We start from the raw sequence: 21,414 nt of genomic DNA on the forward strand, positions 1-21,414 counted from the left end.
ATTAATTCCTCTTTTTTCTAATATTATTTTATCTTAAAGTTTTATCAAATGGTATGCCACTTGCCTGAGGCGGTGAAGATCATTTTGAAGCTACTACCATAACAACAATTGACATGATAAACGGTAGTGCTCTTGGCAATGAGTTTAGACCTGTTATTTTTTGTCCAATACTAAACATAATTGAAAATATTATTGAAAACATGACAATTAAACTCACTCTTCATTGACCAATTATCATAATTGCTAATGCAATGAACCCTAATCCTTGAACGCTTCCATTAAAGTTTTGTAATGATTGTGTAATAACAAACATTGTTCCAGCTAAACCTGAAATTGCGCCTGAAATAGAAATGCATATAAATCTATATTTATTAACTTTAACTCCAGCTGCATCTAAAGCTTGTGGATTTTCACCAGCAGCTATATGTCTTGTTCCAACTTTTGTAAAAGTGAAATATAAACCTATGCCAACTGTCACAAATAATGTAAATACGGCATAAAATATAAAATAGTTAAATGATATCAGCTTAGGGCTAATTGAACCTAAAACAGTTCCACCAGTGCCAAATCCTTGAATATGAACTATAAATAATGCAATTCCTTGAGCAAGTAAATTAATTACTGTTCCTGAAATAATTTGATCCGTTTTTAGTTTTAATACCATTAATGTTTGTAATAATGAAAATATCCCAGCAATAACCATTGAAAATATAGCCCCAATTAATAAATAAAGGATATGTAAATCTTCATAGTTATTTGTTGTTTTTCTAATCATAAAGCAAAATGATACGTATGCTAAGGCACCGATTGTCATAAATCCTTCAATACCTAAATTTACAACTCCTGATCTTTCTGAAAACATTCCTGAGATAGCTCCCAATGTAAAAACAACAAAGAAACCTATTGCTAAACTAAATATTGCTTCCATAAAGTTTTACTACCTCCATTTGTTTTTCTAATAAGTCTATTTTTAATTTTCTTATTTTTAATTTTCTAAAAGTTCTAGAAGCTGATTTCGTTTCTAGTTTTTTGATTTCGATTTTGTAATTTTGTTTAATATTTTGTAAGTATTTTTTTGCTTCTTGTTTTGTTAAAACAAAATTATTTTTAAATTCTTTAATTTGTAATTCTTGTTTTTGAATTAAAGAATTGGCTTTTTTTTCTAATTTGTTTTTTTCCTTTAACAATTTTTCAAAATTTTCAGTATTAGTATTTTTCAATTCTTCATTTATGCTTTGAATTTCTGATTCTATTAAAACTACCTGATCTAAAATAGGAAACGTTGCAGAGTTGTATTTGCCTTCATAAACTTTTTTTAATCCATTAATTGAGTTTTTATTATACTCTTCTAATGTTTTGTCAATCAATGATTTTTTTTCTATTTTTAAATCTTTTATTTTATTTTTAATTTTTGAAATTTTGAATGTTTTTGCTTCATTATATTCGTAGCTTAGATTACTTAATTCTTCTTTCAATTTTTCAACATCTGTTGTTGATTTTAAATTTGATTTTAATTCTTTTATTTTTGCTTTTTCTGAAGCAAATTCTTTATTCAACAATATCGACCATTTTTCTTTTTTAAGTTCTCTTATTTCTGAATTTAAAATTTGAATCTCTGATTTAAATTTTGGATTTTTAAATTTGTGAATTATTGTGCAAATATAATTTGTTACATTTATTTTCATTAGTAATAAATACATTGTTGAAAATAAAATTATAATTCCAAACAATAAATCTGAAGTTTCTGACGGAAGACCCATATATTGTGGAGAGTTCATTGTTAATTGAATACCATCTTTTAATACTGCTCATAATATAGCAATTGGAATTATTCCTAAGAAATTATTAAACGCAACTAATGCTATTGGTATACCATCAAATCCTAATAATGGCATAATGTCATTTGCTACTGATATATTACTTTTTAAACCAAAGTAGTAGAAGAACCCTGCAGCAGATATAAACACCCCTTGTAACGCAGTAACACCTATGATAAATGTATTTGTTTTAATTCCTGCATACTTAGCTGCTGTTGATTGCATTCCAACAACTTTATATTTATACCCAACTGTTGTAGTTTCACAAACTACAAAAACAATTATTATTGAAGCAATTGCAAATACAATTGCAAATACTCATAATTGAGAACCAAAAACTTCAGGTAAGTTAGGGGAATTCAATTGAGTATCAAATTTAATGAACAATACATATTTAAGTAAGTATCATAAAATTCAGTTGATGACAATTGAAGTTGCTACCTCATGAATGTTGAATAAAACTTTTAATATACCTGTTAGTGAAGAAACTATAGCTCCTGAAACTATAAATATTAAGAACAGTAAAATACCATATCCACCGGGTAATTTAGAGAAATCTGCTCCTCCTGTTATTGCATTAAGGAATAAATAAGTAATCAGTAAACCACCAATTGCTTGACCGCTTCCTCCCATGTTAAATAATTTAATTCTGAAACCTAATGCCAAACCTAGACCTAACAATATAAACACTGCTAGTAAAATAATTGTGCCTTCTGGCTCTACTGGTGAAGCGAATGGTTTAATTATACTGCTAAAAATAAATCCAAAACCATTCATACCAAAACAATATAGGAAAATGATTCCACATAATAAACCAAGAATTATTGATATAAATGAGACTTTAACATACGCTGTTTTTGTTTTAAAAGTTGTTGATTTTATGTAAGCAATTGATTTTGTTTTAAATTTTCATTGATTAATTTTTTTCATAAATTACTCCATTACTGATGAAACCATCATTTTCCCCACTATTTCTCTTGTTGCTTCCTTACCTGAAACTTCACCAACTATTTGACCTGAGTTTAAAACTAAAATACGATCTGATAGCTGTAATATCTCCGATAATTCATACGAAATTAACAAAATTGCTTTTCCTTCTTCTTTTGCTCTTAAAATCTCAGCATGTATAAATTCAATTGATCCTACATCTAAACCTCTTGTTGGTTGGAAAATAATTATGAAATTATTTTCTCTTGATAGTTCTCTACCTATAATCATTTTTTGTTGATTACCACCTGATAGTTGCCTTGCTATCGCAAATCCTGCATCAGCATTTCTAACATCAAATTTACTTATTATTTGTTGCGTTTTTGTTTGCATTGCTGTTTTATTAATAAAACCACGTTTACTATATTTTTTTGTTGAAATATCTTGAAGAGCCACGTTTGTTATTAAATTAGCATCTAATACTAATCCAAATTTATGTCTATCTTCTGGTATAAATCCCATTTTATGTTCATTATATCTTTTGCTAATTGATTCATTAGTTATGTTCTTATCTTTAACATAAACTTTTCCACTTTCAACCTTTACCATTCCGCTGATTGCCTCAGCTAATTCAATTTGACCATTACCTTCAACACCAGCTATACCAAGAATTTCTCCTGCTTTAATTGATGTTGAAAAATTTTTTAAACCTAGGACTTTATTATTACTATGTTTTTTTACATTTAAATCTTCAATAACAATTAAGTTTTCGTTATTATTTGGTTTATGATTATTTTTTATTTCAACTATTTTTCTTCCAACCATTGCTTCTGCTAATTTACTTGCTGAAGTTTTTTTAACATCGTATGTACCTACGTATGTACCTTTTCTAATGATTGTAGCTCTATCAGCAACTTCTTTAATTTCCGCCATTTTATGTGTAATTAGAATTATAGTTTTACCCATTGCTTTTAACTCTTTAATAACTTTTAAAAGGCCCTCAATTTCAATGGGTGTTAAAACTGCTGTTGGCTCATCAAATACCATAATTTCAGCTTTTCTATAAAGGGTTTTTAATATCTCAACTCTTTGCTTCATACCAACTGAAATATCTTTAACCTTAGCATTTAAATCTACTTCAAGATTGTACTCAGTCATTATTTTAGTTAAATCTTCAATTATCTTTTTCTTATTAATAATTTGTTTATATTTAGTTTCTTCTGAACCTAATATTATATTTTTTCAAACTGGAAAAATATCTACTAATTTAAAATGTTGGTGTACCATACCAATCCCAAGTTTTGTTGCTTTAACTGGTGATGAAATGATTTCTTCTTTCCCATTTACAAATATATTTCCTTCCGTTGGTTCATATATACCAAAAAGAATTGACATTAATGTTGATTTACCTGCACCATTCTCGCCCATTAAGGCGTGAACTTCACCTTTTTTAACTTCTAGATTAATGTTCTTGTTAGCAACGATTTTTTTATTGAAAATCATTGAAATATTTTTCATTTCTACAGCGTTGATATTGTTCATGATTCTCCTTTATTCTTTACCTGATTCTGGCTGAGTCTTTAAATTATCAATAATTGTATTGGCATAATCAGCAACTGGTTCAACAGCAATAATTGTTCCTGAAGAAGGTATTACTCCATTTATATATTTAGAAAATAATATTTTTGATGCTTCCGTTAGCGCTTGTGGAGTAAAGTATTCTTTAATTTTGATTGCTAATGCATCGTCTAATAAATTGGCACCACCTGATGACATAGTTCCATTTACTCAAACATCCATTCCTGTTCAAGATTCTTTTGCTCTAATGTCAATGTCCTCAAAAGTTGATGTACCATCTTCTTTTTTAACTTCTTTTGTCAATTGAATTTTATCTGAATAGTTTAATGCTACTTTTTCTAAAATTTCCGGGTATTCTTTATTATTCATTCATTCTGGTGTATGAGCTAATGAAACAATTGTTGAATTTTTTAAATCCTTTTCTGCTGATGTTATAAATCTATTTTCAGCATCTTTACCATATGATTCTGCTTGGTCAGTATCAACACCTATAACTTTTCAAGAATTGTCATAACTGATCGCATCTGAGGTTTGAGAACCAGCAACTGGCATTAAAACATTTGGTTTTACAGATTTAGATGTATCTTTCAAGTTATCTAGTACTAATTTTGATTGTCCAATTAAAAAACTATTTGAAAATCACGTTGTTTCATCTTTTGATTTTGGTCATCCATTTTGAGCTTTTCTAACAGTTACTTTTGTTGCTATATCTTTGTCAATATTGAAATTTTCTAAAAATTGATCATTTGTTTTTAATTGATTGTAAACATCTATTGAAGCCAAATAACCCACTATAAAGTTATCAACTGATGCAGGGTTAGATATTCCTCCAAATGCTCCTAATGATAATGTATTATTAGTATAATTATCATTATTTAGAGAATAAATAATTGATGCCATCCCTGCATAAAATCCTGAAACATCTCCTCTAAAAACAACACCAATTTCATTATTAGCAGCGCTGTTTGAATCTAAAATTATTGTTGAACCTGAATTTTCCATTACTTTTGCAGCCTGATGGTCACCTTCTCCTGGCATAGCATGGTGAAACCCTGGAAGTAATAAAGTTTTTGCTTTATTACTCTTAGCTGTTTTGTAAGCTCTTTTCATAGTTTTTGGTGCAGTTGACTCAGGTTGGATATAACCAATTTTTTGATCTTTACCCAAAATTTCTTTAACAAATTCTGTTCCAGCTTCATATGCTGATTGATTAAATGATTTATCATCAATCTTACCTGCATCAGTCACTAAATATATTTCACCAAAATGCTTCTCAGTTCCGCAAGAAACAACGGTTGTTAAACTCGTGCTTATTATTGTTGTGCTTAACAGTGATAACAATAGTTTTTTCATCTTTTCTCCTTCTAAACAAAGAAAAAGAGGTTTTTTAGTACTAAAAAACCCCCGCGCTTATAGTCTGAGGATAGGTCCAAAGGCAGGTCGACAACCCATTATGTTGTCATGTATAAGTTTTTCTATTTAATTGTTTAAATTATTATAACTTTTTTTTGATCGAAAAAAAGCAAAAACAAAAAAAACACCTTTGGTGTTTAAATTATTATTTTTTTATTTCTTTTTTAACTTTTGTTAATCCTGTTCATTTACCTTTTGACATATTCTCTTTTAAATGTTTATTAGCTTTAAATTTAACTGTATTTGAAGCTGGAATGTCAATGATAGCACCTGTTGATGGATTTTTACCTTTTTTAGCTTCTTTATGAACTTTTGTAAGTTTTCCAAAATTTGAGATAATAATTTCTTCATTTTTTAAAATTGCAGTAGTCATAACTTCGAAAGCGCTATTAACAACTTCCTTAACTGATTTTTTACTAAATTCAGGATGAGCTTTTTCTAATTTAATTAAAATATCCTTTTTAGAAACTTGGTTATAACGTTTTTTAATTACATACATTGATTCAGTTTTTGAAGAAATAACTACTGGAGCTACTTTTTCTTTACCAACCTTAACTTTTTCAGCTTTAGGTTCAGCTACTTTTTTTGCAGCTACTGATTTTTTAGTTGTTTCTTTTTTAACTGGTAATTTTGTTTCAACAACTTCAATTTCTTCATCTTTACCAGCAGGTTTTTTAGTTGCTTCTTTTTTAGCTACTGGTTTTGCTTCAGCAACTTTAACTTCAGTTGCTTTTTTAACAGTAGGTTTTTTAACTTTCTTTTTAACCGGTTTTTTAACAATAACTTCTTCTTCCAATTTTTCTTCTAATTTAATTGCTTCTTGTTTGATTTCTTCTCTTGAAATTTCTTTAACTTCTTCAATAGCTGTTGTAGATCCTTTTTCAGAAAGAATTTTGTTAATTTTGTTTTCTCTAACAAAACTCATAATTATTGAAACAACTAAGAAAATTATTCCTACAATTGCAATTCAATTAATTAATAAGTCTCAGAAAATTGGCAATAAGAATGTGATATATCCTTCAGTTCCCAACTTTGCTGCCAATTTAAACTGAGCTAATGATTTAAATCCCATAGGTCCTGAGAAAAAATGACTTAATCCTCCATTTCCTGTAAATCATGCTGCATCAATGTATTTTTTTTCAACAAGACCAGATTCAGTGATTGTTTTAAATCAATCTGATGTTCCATTTGTAACTTGGTTTATAAGTTTAAAAGCAATTACTAAAGCTATAAATAAAACTAAAACAAATATTAAACCAATTGATCTTGTATGTTTTTTATTTTTCATTTCAATTGACATATTTATGCCTCCTTCTTTTTTATATTAATTATAAACAAATATTTGACTAAGTGAACTTTTAGTGTTACATTTGTTCGTTGGCATAGTTATTTTTAAGGTAAAACAACAGCATTTGTATGTCTGCAGGATTCACCCCAGTAATTCTAGATGCCTGCCCTATATTTAAAGGCATTACTTTTTTTAACTTTTGTCTAGCTTCAGTAGCCAAGTTTTCAATCTTATCGTAGTCAATATTTGATGGTATTTTTTTCTTTTCCAGTTTAATTAATCTTTCAACTGTTTTTCTTTCAGTTTTAACATATCCTGCAAATCTAGTTTCAATAACAATTGATTGCAATTGATTATTTTTTAAACTCTGTAAAGACTTAATGTGTGGAATCATAACATTGATATCAACAGTTGGTATTTTTAAGATCTCAATACCACTATATCCATGATTTAAATCAGCTTGTCCTAGTTCTTTTAACTCAATAGCAAGTTTTGATTTGGGCGTAAATCTAATTTCTTCTAACTCTTTAATTGCTTCATTTATTTCTTGCGTGTATTTTAAATATTTATTGTATTCATGATCCTTAATTAATCCAATTTCAAAACCTTTTTCTTTTAATCTAAGTTCAGCATTATCATTTCTTAAAAGCAATCTATGTTCTGCTCTACTTGTTAAAAGTCTGTAAGGTTCTCAAACCCCCTTATTAATTAAGTCATCAATCATTACACCAATATATGCTTCATCTCTTCTTAAAATTAATGGTTCTAAATTATCAACTTTTCTTGATGCATTTATTCCTGCTATTAGACCTTGTCCTGCAGCTTCCTCATATCCACTTGTCCCATTTATTTGCCCAGCTGTAAATAAGTTACTAATATTCTTCAATTCTAATGACGGTTTTAATTGAATTGGATTTATGCAATCATACTCAATTGCATAAGCTCAAGTTTTAACTTCTGCCTTTTCGAATCCTGGTAAAGATCTAATCATAAGTAATTGAACATCAGTTGGCATTGATGTTGAAAAACCTTGAATATATCATGCATCTCCTTTTAGTGATTCTGGTTCAATAAAAATTTGATGAGTTTCTTTTGACGAAAACCTTACAATTTTATCTTCAAAACTTGGACAATATCTTGGCCCTATCGATTCAACTTTTCCAGAGTACATAGCAGACTTTGTTAAGTTATCTTCAATGATTTTTTTTGTTTTTGGTGTTGAGTGAATTAAATAACAAAGTTCCTGGTTTTCAATTGGAGTATATTGATCTGTAGAAAAACTGAAAGCTAATTTTGCATTGGTTCCTGGCTCTTCAATAGCTTTAGAAAGATCTACAGAGTTTTTAAAAATTCTTGGAGGTGTTCCAGTTTTGAATCTAAATAGTTCAACGCCCGCTTTTTTTAATGATAGACTTATTCCATTTGATGTTGGTTCTTCATTTGGGCCTGAAGAATATTTTTCATGACCCGTTAATATTTCAGATTTAAGATATGTTCCAGTAGTTAAAATAACACAAGAAGCATTAATAATTTCACCATTATTTAAAACTACACCTTTTACTGAATTGTCCTCAATAATAAGATCAGACGCAATTGCTTCAATTAATTCTAAATTAGATTCTCCTTCAACAATATTTTGCATATATTTTGAATACTCTTCTTTATCTGATTGAACTCTAAGAGCTCATACTCCAGGACCTCTAGAAGAATTAAGAAGTTTGGTTTGCAAAGCAGTTTTATCAGCGGCTTTAGCCATTTCTCCACCCAAAGCATCAATCTCTCTTACTACAATCCCTTTAGCAGGTCCTCCAATACTTGGATTACAAGGCATAGCAGCTATTCTGTCTTTGTATAAATTAATAAGTGCAGTCTTTTTATTTAATCTTGCTGAAGCTAATGCAGCTTCAACACCAGCGTGACCACCACCAATTACAATAACATCAAAATGTTTTTTCATCTTAACTCTCCTTGTCTAGTTGTTTTATTTCTATATAATTTTAGCCTTTTTTGTTTCATAAACAAGCACAAACTTTAAAACAAAAATGGAGACTAACTCCATTTTAATTATTCCTCAATATCTAAATCTTCTACTTTAATGTCGATGATTTCACCCTTTTTGATTTTTTCATCCTCTTTAGCCATTCTGTTTTTTTGCTCTAAAACTTCTTCTGGTAATTTTTTATTTTTATTAATGTATTCGATTTGTTCTGCGGTGATTGTTTCAAGCACTCTTAATGATTCTGCTAATAATTCTAAAGTTTCCATATTTTCTTTAATTATTTTTAAAGCAATTTTATAAGACTCTTCAAGAATTTTTGAAATTTCAGCATCAATTCTAGCTGCAGTTTCATCAGAATATGTACCTTCCATTTTACCGTATGATTCTTCAGCCATTGTTAAGTATTTTGTCATACCTAAACTTGACATACCAAATTGAACAACCATTCTTCTAGCAATGTTTGTTGCTTTATCTAAATCGTCATGAGCACCTGTTGTTACGTTTTCTTTTCCAAACATAATTTCTTCAGCGGCTCTACCACCTAAATATCCAGCAATTGTTGCAAATAAATCTTTTTTAGAAGAAAATACAGTTTCATCTTTTGGCGTCATAATTGTATAACCACCTGCATTACCACGCGGAATAATTGTAACTTTTTGAACTTTTGATGCACTATCAAGTTTTAATCCAATTAATGCATGTCCTGATTCATGATATGAAACAATGTCTTTATCTTGTTTAGTCATTGCACGTGATTTTTTAGCTGGTCCACCAACTACACGATCAATCGCTTCATCAATTTCAGTAATTGTAATAATGTCACGTTTTTCTCTAACCATTAAAATTGCAGCTTCGTTTAAAACGTTTTCTAATTGAGCACCAGAGAAACCTGGAGTTCTTTCAGCAACTCTATATCAATCAACTGAACTATCAATTTTTTTACCTTTAGCATGTAATTCTAAAATAGCTTTACGTTCTTTAATATCAGGTAATGAAACTTGAATAACTCTATCAAAACGTCCTGGTCTTAATAAAGCTGGGTCTAATACATCTGCACGGTTTGTTGCAGCCATAACAATGATTCCTGAGTTAGTTCCAAATCCATCCATTTCAACCAATAATTGGTTTAATGTTTGTTCATTTCCTCCTGAACCCATTCCATTATTTCTTTTTCTACCTACTGCATCAATTTCATCAATGAATATAATTGCAGGTGCTGCTTTTTTAGCATCATTGAACATTTCACGAACACGACTTGCTCCAACACCAACAAACATTTCTTCAAATTCAGAACCAGCTATTGAGAAGAATGAAACTCCAGCTTCTCCAGCTACAGCTTTTGCAAGTAAAGTCTTACCAGTTCCTGGTGGACCCTCCATTAAAACACCTTTTGGTGCTCTAGCTCCAGCTTCTGCATATTTTGCAGGGAATTTTAGATAATCAACTAATTCAACTAATTCTGATTTTTCTTCTTCAATACCTGCAACGTTAGCAAATTTAACATCTGATTTTTCAGCACGAGCTCTATTTTTACCCATACCAAAAATATTTCCTGCTCCAGCTCCTGCTCCAGCAGAACCTTTCATCATGAATCAAATTATTCCACCAAATAATAATACATAAATTAATAATGGTGCTAATGAAACTAATAGTGCCATTCCAACTGAACCTTGGTAAACAAGTGTTGGTCAAGGATAAGGATTACCGGCCATTATATCATTAAATCTAGTTTGTGTTAAATAGACAACAAAATTAACATTTTTACCCGTCTCTTCTAAGAAAAATGTTCCTTTAACAACGGCTGTATTATTTGTTCCATAATAAACCATTACATTTTTTCAATATTGGTCAGCTTTGGGGTTAATATTTGGCTGATGCTTTCCGATCCAATTAGTGAATGTTGCATCACTTCATACCTGAGTTGTTCCTTTAACAGTAACGGCAATAATTATTATTGTAACTATAACAGCTAATAAGATTATTAACCAAAACCATAAAGTTGACTTACTTTTTTTAGTCTTCATTTTATTCCTCCGTCTCAAGATTTTTATTCTATTTTAATGATACCATTATTTAAATTATTACTCTACTTAATAGTATTCAAGATTTTCATTGCTCTCTTACTATAAACAACTGCTTTTAGCATCCTATTTTTGTATCTAATTTTTTTATCAATTAAATATCTATTTGTTTTTTTGCCAAAAGTATAAGTGTCTATTTTATATTTTAGAAAATCGTTTGTAATAACATACGGATAATTTTCTTTATTACGTTTAATTGCATTAACTAAGTCTAATCAATTTATGAATTCTTCTGCAAGGTATAAATCTTGTTTTGAATTAATTACAAAGGTTTTTGGTTGTATTATTTCAGTCTTAATTAAAAACAAGTTTTCATAATCTTTTATTATTGAAAAATCACCTATGTTTATTTCTCAAAAAACTTTTTCAGATACTTTTATATTTTTAGCTATTTCAAAAATTGTTTTGTTTCTTCTATTTTGAATAATAAAATCTTTTTTTAATATTTCTAATCATTTGTAAATAGTTCTCTGAATAAACTCAAGATTTTTTTCTTGCAGATTTTTATTAATTTTAAGTTCATCAGCTGACATGTTATTGTTAACATATCAATCAACTTGCAAACTTATTTTTTCGAGTTCAGAGTTTAGCAAATTTATTTCTTTTTCAATTTTATTGAAAGAGTTTTCAGATAACTCTGCTCTTATTTTATTTCTTTTATATTTGATATCTTCATTTGTTGAATCAACTGCATACGCTACTTTTTCTTCTTTTAAAGCAACTAAAATTTCTGATTTTAAAATGTTTAACATTGGTCTAACAATAATTAAATCTTTATACATAGAAGTTTTATTTAAACCATAATGTTTAACATAGCTTTTTCTTTCTTGCTGTAATAAAAAAGTTTCAACTAAATCATTTCTATTGTGGGCTATTAATACATTTTTAATATTGTGTTTTTTGGAAACTTCAACAAAAAAATCATATCTAATTTTTCTAGCTCAACTTTCAAAATTTTCTTTAAGTAAAGAGTAGTCCTGCTCAATTACAAGTTTTTCTAATTTCAAATTATTTTTTTCACAAAATTTTTCAACTATTTTTTGATCATTATCTGAATCATTTCTAAATTTATAATTAACATGACAAACAACTAAATCTTTTACATTCATTTTAATTAGTTCGTTCAACATAAACATGCTATCAGGCCCACCAGAAACTCCAACTAAATATGAAAGAGACGTATTTATTTTAAATCTTTGCATAATTTTTAATCCTTAAAATATTTCAATAATTCGTTAGTATATGATTCATCTTCTTTATGTGAAATTAAAGGCTTGATTATTTGCATTCCTTCATTTCCTTCTAAAATTGCATCCAATAAAATTGTTTTAGCTTCTTCTCCAGCTTTTGAATGTACAAATTGCATTCTTTTAGGTGCAAATTTATATTTATAAAGTAAATTAATTATTTCGCCTGTTCTTTCAGGTCTATGAACTAATGTAAAAGAGCCGCCATTTTTTAAAATCAATCCTGCATTTTTTATTATCTCTTCAAGAGTAATCAAAGTCTCATGTCTTGCGTTAACAACTTCTTCGCTAATCTTTTTTACTTTTGATTCCTCGTGTTTTTTAAAAAATGGCGGATTACATATTACTGCATCAAATTTGTTGGCCATTTCTTTCGCATAGTTTTTAATATCAGAATTAACAATTTCAACTTGATTCTCAAGATTATTTAATTTTATGTTTTCAACTGCTAAAGCTGCTGCCTTTTCTTGAATTTCAACTCCAACAATTTTTGCATTTGTATATTTTGAAACTATTAAAGGTATAACTGCATTATTAGTGCCAAAATCAACAATTTTATTTATTCCACTCTTCAAATTTACAAATCTTGCTATAAGAATGCTGTCTAATGTAAAGTTAAACATTTCAGAATCTTGATAAATTTTTCTATTTTCATACCCTAGTAAATCATTCAAAATTTTCATTAGATTACCTCACTTACATGTATTAAAAATACGTCTATCGCTAAATTGGTTTGAAATGTGAATTTTAAATCATTAATTAATTGCAGCGTTGCTTCTGCTATATTTAAGTGATTTTTAATTATTGTTCTACCATAAGCTTCTTCAAGCATAGCTATTAATTGTGATTTTTCTATTTTCTTTAATTCAGAGTTTGAAAGCAAAATAGAATTTTTATCTTTTTCTAAAATCTGCTCAATTAAGTTTTTAGGAGTTTCTGATTTTTTTTCATTTTCTAAGACAACTAATTTACATCTTGATTTAATTGTAGGCAGAACCTGACTTTTATTTTTAGTTAGCAAAATAGCAATAGTATTTTCTGGTGGTTCTTCTATGAATTTCAACAAAGAGTTACCTGATTCATTTTTTAAATTTTCTGCATTAGCTAAAACATAAACTTTAAATTTATTAACTTCATTTGTTGTTAAAGAAAATTTTTGCATAAGTTCAATAACATCTGCCTTGTTTATAGCTAAGCTTCCATCACCAAGAAACACAAAATTTGGCAAACTTTTACTTTCAAATCTTTTACAATTATTACATTGGTCATTTTCAATACTTAAATTTTCACAAAAAATTATTTTCGACAATTCATTTGCAAAATTGTTTAGGCTTTCTTGACTATCATTTGATACTAAAATGGAGCTAAACATTTTTTGATTTTTTAATTGCTCAACAAATTTTTCTAGTGCTTCTCTTTTTTTCATAATTCTATCTTTTCTAAAATAACATTTTTAGTTTGTTCAAAAACTTCATCAGGTGTTTTTGACGCATCAATAACAGTTATTCTTTGTGTTTCTTTTTTTGACAAGTCCTCAAATGCTTGTTTTACAGATTCTTTAAATTTTCTTCCTTCTTCATCTAATCTATTTTTTTCATCATGTCTCCCAGAAAGTCTTTTTTCAGCATCTTCAAAACTTAATTCAAAATACAAAGTTAAATCTGGCAAAAATCCTTCCAAAATAGTTTTTTGTAATTCATTTAAATAATCTACGCCAAGTCCTCTTGCTCCACCTTGATATGCTGTTGTTGAATCCATAAATCTATCAGAAATAACTATATAACCTTGTTTAAGATAAGGTTTGATTACTTTTTCAAGATGTTCTTTTCTGGCTGCAATAAAAAGTAAAGCTTCTGTTCATGGCTCCATGCCTTGACTATCTTTATTCAATATAAGATCTCTGATTTTTTCAGAAATTGGTAAACCACCCGGTTCTCTTGTCATAACAACCTTGTAGTTTAAATCTTCTAAATGTTTTTTAACTCTCAATAACGCAGTTGTTTTACCGCTACCGTCCATTCCCTCAATTGTTATGAACATACTACACCTCATATTTCTTTCTATTTTTGAATGCACTTTCCAAAGTTGTTTCATCCATGTAGTCAAGGCTTCCACCCATTGGAATACCTTTTGCAATTCTTGTTATATTTATATTTAAATTCTTTGTTAATTGATAAATATAATTCGTTGTTAGTTCACCTTCAAAAGTTGCGTTTAAAGCTAAAATCAATTCGCTATTTTTGTCGATTCTTGACAAAAGACTTTCAAAGTTAATTTCCGATGGAGATTTTTTCTTATTTAAGTTTATTTCAGATCCCAAAACATGATAAAGACCTTTATATTTATTAATTTTTTCAATGTTATTAACGTCTAATTGACTTGCAACAACACAAATAACATTTTGATTTCTACTTTCATCAGAACAAATTATGCACTTGCTTTCAATTTCATAATAGTTACAGATTGAGCAAATAGAAATATTTTCTTTTATTAGATTAAGTTGTTTAACAAAATTGTCTAAAGCAAATTTATCAATTATTAAATTGTTAACTAATCTCTCACTAGTTTTCTTAGTAAGACCATTGTTTTTATTAATGTTACTTATAATTTCTTCAAACAATTCTTTATTCATAATTAATCCTCTATTTCTAATTCATCTATGTTAAATAATCTTGATGCCGCTTCAATTGTTTTATCATCAAAATGACTTAAAACCACTGATTGTTTTTTGCTATCAAAATAATGATCATAACTTATTTGCTCATATGTTGGCAATTGCCCATTTTCTTTTAATTTTTTAAATGTTATTTTTATTTCATTTCAAAAGGCTTCATCAATTGGTAAAAATAATAATTTATCAAACTCTTTTTGTATTAGCGCCCTTTGTTCCTCATTCTGCAATGTTACTAATAAATTGTTAACATTTTCTAAATCCTCTGATCTTAAAAGTATTTCATTTTGTGATGCAGCTATAACTTTAAAGTTAAAGAAATTTATGTATTTTTTTGCTAACTCTGGGTTTATTAAATTATCACTTTCATCTGCAGCAAAAAAACTATTAAGTTTTGCTTCAATTTCTTCACGTTTATTTTTGCTTGCACCAACTAATAAATTTATTACTTCAGAAATTTCAATTTTATATGTTTTCTTTTCTTCGTTAGCAACTAGGTTTTTGTTTAATTGTATTTTAAGATTTGTCAATGTTTTAATTTCAAAATTTTCTTCATTAACCTTTGGTTCAACAACTACTTCAGTTATTTCATCTTCATTTTTTTCTTCAACAATTAATTTACTTTCTAAAACACTTTCTTGTGCGGATGTTTCTAATTGATTACTATTTGATTCTTCAAAATTATTTGTTATAAATGGTTCAGAAATTATATTAGGCTCTTCAGATATTTTTTCAGCAATTATTTCATCTTTTGCTTCAATAATTGGTTTTATTGTTTCACTTACTTTAATTTTGTGTTCAACTGAGTTTTCAATTGTTTTTAATACACTAATTAATAAATAATTAAAGTTAATGTTTGTTCCTTTAGTTTTAGCATAGGCCTCGCTTAAGTTATCAGCTACTTCAAAAAGTGATTTAACTTCTGTATTTGAAAAATTAGATAAATCTGATTCTTCTAAAATATTTAAAACATTAGAATCTTTTGTAAATTTGTATTCAATTATTTCTTTTACAATTTCAATTAAACTTAATGTAAATACATCAAAATCCATCCCTTGTTTATTTGCCTTTTCAAAATAATTTATTATTGTTGCAGGTTCGTTATTTAATATATTCACTAATATCTGAATTTTTTCAGTTTTTGTAGCTACATAGAAAACAGCTTTTAGATCTTCAATAGTTATGTGTTCAGAAGTAACCGTCATTAGTTGTTCAATAACATTTGAAGCATCTCTCAATGATCCTTCAGAAATAATTGCTATTTCTTCTAGCACATCTTTGTCTATTTTATATCCTTCATTTTCACAAATGTAATTTAATCTATTCATAAGTGATGTTCTATCTATCTTTTTAAAATTAAATATTTGACATCTTGAAAGTATTGTAGCTGGAATTTTTGCATATTCAGTTGTTGCCAAAATAAATATGGCATGTAATGGTGGTTCTTCAAGAGTTTTTAGAAGTGCATTAAATGCAGCCTTTGTTAGCATATGAACTTCATCTATAATATAGATTTTATATTTACCAATAAATGGTAAAGAATTAATATTATTTTTTATTTCTCTGATTTCATCAACACCATTATTAGACGCAGCATCCATTTCAATAATATCTGGATTTCTTTGTTCATTAGAAGCAACACAACTTTCACAAACTTCACATGCAACTCCATCTAAAAGGTTTGAACAGTTAACACTTTTTGCTAATATTCTGGCTATAGATGTTTTACCAGTTCCTCTTTGTCCAGCAAATAAAAATGAATGACTTATTTTATTATTTTTTAATTCATTTTTTAGTATTTCAACAACATTTTGATGTCCTGCTATGTCTCCAAAATTACTTGGCCTGTATTTTCTATATATTGCTTTATTTTGTTCCATAAACCCTCCAGTAAATAAAAATATATTTATTATTAATTTTAACATTTTTGGTTGTTTTTATAAACCTGTTACAAAGATTTAAAATAAAGAAATTTTTAATTTTAAAAGTACTTTATTAAAAGTAACAATATTCTTTTTTTAAATGAAAAAGGAATATGATTGTTTATAAAGGAGATTAGAAAAATGAAATGATGAATTTCTGACTTTGACGGAACGCTTACACTTAACCCAAAAACAGAAGCTATAGATGAAAAAGATATGAACTTTATTGAAAGATGGACTGAAGAAAATAATTTCATTATTGCCACTGGCAGAGATGTTAGTTATATAAATTATTTAATTGAACACTATAATTTAAAGTCTGAATATAAGATGGCAAACAATGGTGCTTCCTTATATAAAGGTAACGAATTAATTTTTAATCAATCTATAGAAATGGAAGGGCGTAAAAAACTTTTTGAAACTGTTAATATGCTATACAAATTTTGCGGGATAAAAATAGCAGATCATAATAATTGCATAATTCTTTCTGGTATTGAAGAAGAAATTCCAAGATACAAAGAAACTATTGTACATGAAAAGTGATTTAAAATGGAAGATAACTTTAAGGAGTATGCAAATGAGATTTTAAATAATAAAGATCTAAACAACATAACATTTTTTGCACACCCTCAAGATTTTGAATACATTCTAAGTTTATTTGAGGGATTCAAAAATTTAAAAATTATTCAAACTTCTCCATGCAATTTAGAGGTAATGCATAAAGATGTTTCTAAATACTCTGGCATAAAATTTTTAAAAGAAAAATATAATATTTCTGACGATAATATTATTGTTAGCGGAGATGGAGATAATGATTTTGAAATGCTAAGCGGATGTACAAATTCTTTTGCAATGAAAAATGGAACAATGAAAGCTCATATGGCTGCTAAACATATTATTTCAAATGTTTTTGAAATAGAAAATTTTATTTCAATAAAATAAGACCACAAATAATTGCGGTCTTATTTTCTTTTATGTTTGAAAAAATCTGATATTATGTTTTGATATTTTAATTCCAATTTTAAATCTTCAAGTTTTGTTATATTCATTTTAATTTCATCTATATTAACATCATTTCTAAAACTCATTTTAATGTTTTCTGTTAAATAAACTACATTATTGATCTTTGCTTGTTTAATGGCTCCATAGCACATTAAACAAGGCTCTAAAGTAGTAAAAAGAGTGAAATCAGACAAATTTGCATTATTTACTTTTCTTATTGCCTTATTAATTGCATTTATTTCTGCGTGCCCTGTTATTTTTTTTCTTTTGTAACTATTGTTATATGAAAAAAAAGCTATTTTTTCGTCCTTTATTAGACAAGAAAAAACGGGTACGTCCTTTGTGTTACTTTTTACTTTAATCTTGTTTACATATTTTTCAAAATTCATCATAGTTTAATTATAAACAAAAAACCGTGATACAAGACACATTCCCTTATAGCTGCTACCTTCCGGTCCTGACTCATTCGGGCGTAATCTTTATCACGGCAATATTATTATACATTTAAAATATCTTTTTTAAAACTAATCCATTTTAATATCACTTAATTTATTGATAACATATTTAGCTTTATCTCTTATATTCACATTATGTTCTTGAATTACCATATAAGAATTTTCAAAGAATTCTTTAAACATTGAAAGATCATTATTATCATCACCTGCAACTATTATATCTTTTTTATCAATGTTAAATATTTTTGCCATCTCTTTTATAGCATTTCCTTTTGAAACTTCAGCATTGTGAATTTCATTAAAAGTAATTTCTTTTAAATTATTTGAAACATAACTAAAACTTATTCTCTTATTTTTAAGATTTTTCATAAGCATATTTCATGTTGACGTTTTGCAACTCATTTTAAAGCAAATCATTTCTTTGTCCTTAATGTAATTAAAAGGTTTATTTTGAGGTCTCATACCCATAAAAGTTTTTGACATTTCTTCTTCTCAATGATCATGATAAAAGAAATTCTCTTCTCCTTTAAATGAATAAACTAAACTAAATATTTCGCTTCTATTGTTTTCAACAAAACTAATTATTTCATTTGTTAAATTAGTTGGCAAATATTTTGCAAATAATTCATTGCTATTATTATCATATATTGCTGCCCCTGCATTTGTTAAATAATAATCAGGTATAAAATTAGGGTAATTTTCTTTTAAGTGATCAGATATATGTTCAAAAGGTCTACCTGTAGCAATGATTATTTTATTTCCATTTTTTTGTCATTTCATCATAAAGTCCATATCAATTTTAGTAATTAAGTTTTTTTCATCTCTACTGTTTCTTAAAGTTCCATCAAAATCTGTAAAAAGTCATTTCATATATTATTCTCCGATCGTTTTCTTATAAAAATTATACATTCAATGTAATTGTTTAAAAATGTTTTTGTTTATAAAAAAATAACAGTTTCCTGTTATTAAATTACTTATTTAATTTTGTTAATCTTCTTTCTTCTTGACGTTTTCTACGTTGAACTTCTTGCACAGAACGGTTAGCTTTGTGTTGGTTTCAGAAGAAGAAACCTAAAGTTTGTATGATTTGGAAAGTTGATGAGAATATTCAGTAAATTGCAACCCCTGAAGCTACTGATGCAACAACGAAGATAAATACAAATGCAAATACACCCTGCATAATATATTGTTTTTTACGTGCTTTTCTTTGTGCTTCAGTTAATGTTATTGATTTTTGTTTAATTGATTGTAAAACTAATGGCAATAACATTGATATGATTTGCAATGGTAGATAAACAGCAAGTAATGAAAGATAAATCACTTCTCCATTTAACATTTGTGACCACGGTTTTTCAATTAATGCAATTAATCCTACATTAGCAATTTTTAATGATTTTGTTGATCTAACAATTGCATAAATCGCAAATAGAAATGGCATTGATGCAAAAGCTCCAGCCATTGATGAAAATGGTGAGAATCCTTCTTTTTTCTGCAATGCTTGCATTTCAGCCGACATTTTTTGTCTTGCTTGTGGTGATTTATCACCTTTGTACTTAGCTTGAATGTCTGCTTGCTTTAATTGAAATGCTTGTTGTTTATGTTGATTTACTTGGGATTTTCAAGTAAATGCTAATGATATAGATTTAATAATAATAACTGTAAATAAAATTGCAAATATAACTGATACTCCATAACTTGTGTTTCCTAATTCAGGATTTAATGTTCCCGACATACCCTTAATTAATGAATTAAGTAACAGGGCTGTTGGATAAACGAAGAACCCATAGAAAGGTGAGCCAGTCTTTGAAAAGGCTTCTGATCATGAACTAATAACGTTATAGGCATATTGTTGACCATTTAAGCCAGTTACTATAACTGCTCAGTTTTGAGAAGGCTTCTCTCCTAAGGCAGAAATAACAATTTCAAATGAAACACCTGGCATGTAAACTCTTCTACCTGTCATATCAGTAACTTCTTGAATTAAATATGGATCTTGATACATTTGCACACAACCTCATATCATTGAAATTATGATAAATAAAAATCCTAAAATTTTAACTCATTTTCAAATAAGTTTTAATATTCTTTTTCTATCATTACTATCTGACATTTTTTGCCAAAAAGTTTTTTTTGTTTTTGTGGTGCTATTTGAGTTCATATATGACATAACCCCATTTTTCTTAGGGTTTGACATAAATAATTGATTTTCATTATACAAAACTAGCACCTCCTTGCTATTTAAAAAATCTAACGATTAACTTTCTTAATTCTCTTTGATTTTGATCAAAAGAATTTTGCATCAATCTATTTCTTGCGATAACAATAATATCGTATGAAAATTCAGGTGATGTTTTAATTTGATCTTGAATCATCATTCTAATTTGTCTCTTTATTTTATTTCTGGTAACAGCATTTCCTAATTTTTTGCCAACACTTATTCCATATCTAAAATATCCTTTATCATTTTTAGAGTAATAAATAACAAACGAAGAATTTCTATAAAATTCTTGTTTACTTATTATTTCTTGAAATTCAAAATTCTTTTTTATAATTTTTTTATTTTTCATCTCACAAAAAAATTAAGCAGTTAATTTAGCTCTACCTTTTGCTCTACGAGCTTTAATAACTTTTCTTCCATTTTTAGTAGCCATTCTTGCTCTAAAACCGTGAACACGAGCGTGTTTAATTTTTGATGGTTGTCAAGTTCTTTTCATTGTATTCAAACCCCCTTTTAAAGTTGATAATTCTTGTTAATTATAATATAAGTGCCATAAAAAGTATAGTTATTTATTGTTATTTTTAATAAATTTTTTCCATCTGATTTTTTAATCTATTTTTTCAACGTATTTTTTAACCTTATGTGGAAAAGTGGAAAAAAGTTAGATAAACACTATACTATTGTTTTTTTTCTTAATTACGCATGTTCATTTCTTTTTAATTTAAATTTTTACCCACACATTGTGGAAAACTATAACTAATCTGTGTTTTAATTTATTTTATGAAGGGGAACTAGT

Annotated in this window: 19 protein-coding genes, 1 other RNA gene and 1 riboswitch; of the genes, 1 reads left to right on the forward strand and 19 read right to left on the reverse strand. The window is 27.6% G+C overall.

The genetic code is table 4. From position 1 onward, the window contains the following. Nucleotides 1–28: 28 nt before the first annotated feature. From MENTO_RS03685 to dnaX, 13 genes are all read right to left on the reverse strand, one after another. Nucleotides 29–928 carry an ABC transporter permease gene (locus MENTO_RS03685; protein WP_099651501.1) on the reverse strand — a complete coding sequence of 300 codons (900 nt, stop codon included), beginning with the start codon at nt 926–928 and terminating at the stop codon, nt 29–31. Continuing rightward, nucleotides 912–2,747 (reverse strand): ABC transporter permease, encoded by a 1,836-nt coding sequence (locus MENTO_RS03690; protein WP_099651502.1) that lies wholly within the window; start codon nt 2,745–2,747, stop codon nt 912–914. Before MENTO_RS03690 ends, MENTO_RS03685 begins: the two co-directional genes overlap by 17 nt. Nucleotides 2,748–2,750: 3 nt before the next feature. Beyond that, nucleotides 2,751–4,286 carry an ABC transporter ATP-binding protein gene (locus MENTO_RS03695; RefSeq protein WP_099651503.1) on the reverse strand — a complete coding sequence of 512 codons (1,536 nt, stop codon included), beginning with the start codon at nt 4,284–4,286 and terminating at the stop codon, nt 2,751–2,753. Between the two features lie 9 nt (nt 4,287–4,295). Further along, nucleotides 4,296–5,675 (reverse strand): type 1 periplasmic-binding domain-containing protein, encoded by a 1,380-nt coding sequence (locus tag MENTO_RS03700; protein WP_099651504.1) that lies wholly within the window; start codon nt 5,673–5,675, stop codon nt 4,296–4,298. A gap of 55 nt (nt 5,676–5,730) precedes the next feature. Further along, a riboswitch (nucleoside riboswitch) is annotated at nt 5,731–5,793 on the reverse strand. A gap of 87 nt (nt 5,794–5,880) precedes the next feature. Beyond that, nucleotides 5,881–7,035 (reverse strand): HU family DNA-binding protein, encoded by a 1,155-nt coding sequence (locus MENTO_RS03705; protein WP_099651505.1) that lies wholly within the window; start codon nt 7,033–7,035, stop codon nt 5,881–5,883. A gap of 64 nt (nt 7,036–7,099) precedes the next feature. Further along, nucleotides 7,100–8,980, reverse strand: coding sequence for a tRNA uridine-5-carboxymethylaminomethyl(34) synthesis enzyme MnmG (mnmG, locus tag MENTO_RS03710; protein WP_099651506.1), 1,881 nt, complete (start codon nt 8,978–8,980; stop codon nt 7,100–7,102). A gap of 107 nt (nt 8,981–9,087) precedes the next feature. Continuing rightward, nucleotides 9,088–11,046: an ATP-dependent zinc metalloprotease FtsH gene (gene ftsH / locus MENTO_RS03715; protein ID WP_099651507.1), complete on the reverse strand. Its 1,959-nt coding sequence runs from the start codon at nt 11,044–11,046 to the stop codon at nt 9,088–9,090. Nucleotides 11,047–11,108: 62 nt separating this feature from the next. Continuing rightward, on the reverse strand, nt 11,109–12,305 hold the full coding sequence (gene tilS, locus MENTO_RS03720) for a tRNA lysidine(34) synthetase TilS (RefSeq protein WP_099651508.1): 1,197 nt from the start codon (nt 12,303–12,305) through the stop codon (nt 11,109–11,111). Nucleotides 12,306–12,310: 5 nt separating this feature from the next. Beyond that, nucleotides 12,311–13,033 carry a tRNA1(Val) (adenine(37)-N6)-methyltransferase gene (locus tag MENTO_RS03725; RefSeq protein ID WP_099651509.1) on the reverse strand — a complete coding sequence of 241 codons (723 nt, stop codon included), beginning with the start codon at nt 13,031–13,033 and terminating at the stop codon, nt 12,311–12,313. Then, on the reverse strand, nt 13,033–13,776 hold the full coding sequence (locus MENTO_RS03730; protein WP_099651510.1) for a hypothetical protein: 744 nt from the start codon (nt 13,774–13,776) through the stop codon (nt 13,033–13,035). The genes MENTO_RS03725 and MENTO_RS03730 overlap by 1 nt, the downstream gene beginning before the upstream one ends. Then, nucleotides 13,755–14,390: a dTMP kinase gene (gene tmk / locus MENTO_RS03735; RefSeq protein WP_099651511.1), complete on the reverse strand. Its 636-nt coding sequence runs from the start codon at nt 14,388–14,390 to the stop codon at nt 13,755–13,757. The genes MENTO_RS03730 and tmk overlap by 22 nt, the downstream gene beginning before the upstream one ends. Before the next feature lies 1 nt (nt 14,391). Beyond that, entirely contained in the window at nt 14,392–14,982 is a 591-nt protein-coding gene (gene recR / locus MENTO_RS03740) for a recombination mediator RecR (RefSeq protein ID WP_099651512.1), read from the reverse strand. Nucleotides 14,983–14,984: 2 nt separating this feature from the next. After that, nucleotides 14,985–16,901 (reverse strand): DNA polymerase III subunit gamma/tau, encoded by a 1,917-nt coding sequence (gene dnaX, locus MENTO_RS03745; RefSeq protein WP_099651513.1) that lies wholly within the window; start codon nt 16,899–16,901, stop codon nt 14,985–14,987. A gap of 183 nt (nt 16,902–17,084) precedes the next feature. Here dnaX and MENTO_RS03750 point away from each other — a divergent pair, with 183 nt between their 5' ends. Beyond that, nucleotides 17,085–17,885, forward strand: coding sequence for an HAD-IIB family hydrolase (locus MENTO_RS03750; RefSeq protein WP_099651514.1), 801 nt, complete (start codon nt 17,085–17,087; stop codon nt 17,883–17,885). A 20-nt stretch (nt 17,886–17,905) separates the two neighbouring features. Here MENTO_RS03750 and MENTO_RS03755 read toward each other — a convergent pair whose 3' ends face one another. The 6 genes from MENTO_RS03755 to rpmH form a co-directional block, all read right to left on the reverse strand. After that, a complete protein-coding gene (locus MENTO_RS03755; protein ID WP_099651515.1) occupies nt 17,906–18,337 on the reverse strand; it encodes a nucleoside deaminase in 432 nt (143 codons plus the stop codon). Nucleotides 18,338–18,345: 8 nt separating this feature from the next. After that, nucleotides 18,346–18,441: signal recognition particle sRNA small type (gene ffs, locus MENTO_RS03760), an RNA gene on the reverse strand. A 28-nt stretch (nt 18,442–18,469) separates the two neighbouring features. Beyond that, nucleotides 18,470–19,270 carry a Cof-type HAD-IIB family hydrolase gene (locus MENTO_RS03765; protein ID WP_099651516.1) on the reverse strand — a complete coding sequence of 267 codons (801 nt, stop codon included), beginning with the start codon at nt 19,268–19,270 and terminating at the stop codon, nt 18,470–18,472. Between the two features lie 100 nt (nt 19,271–19,370). Continuing rightward, nucleotides 19,371–20,594, reverse strand: coding sequence for a membrane protein insertase YidC (yidC, locus tag MENTO_RS03770; RefSeq protein ID WP_241033068.1), 1,224 nt, complete (start codon nt 20,592–20,594; stop codon nt 19,371–19,373). Nucleotides 20,595–20,634: 40 nt separating this feature from the next. Continuing rightward, nucleotides 20,635–20,967 carry a ribonuclease P protein component gene (rnpA, locus tag MENTO_RS03775; protein WP_099651518.1) on the reverse strand — a complete coding sequence of 111 codons (333 nt, stop codon included), beginning with the start codon at nt 20,965–20,967 and terminating at the stop codon, nt 20,635–20,637. Nucleotides 20,968–20,979: 12 nt separating this feature from the next. Beyond that, the gene (gene rpmH, locus MENTO_RS03780; RefSeq protein WP_011183579.1) at nt 20,980–21,114 is read right to left on the reverse strand and encodes a 50S ribosomal protein L34; all 135 of its coding nucleotides are present in this window, start codon (nt 21,112–21,114) and stop codon (nt 20,980–20,982) included. Nucleotides 21,115–21,414 lie beyond the last annotated feature (300 nt).

This window comes from Mesoplasma entomophilum (assembly GCF_002804125.1).
GTDB lineage: Bacteria > Bacillota_I > Bacilli_A > Mycoplasmatales > Mycoplasmataceae > Mesoplasma > Mesoplasma entomophilum.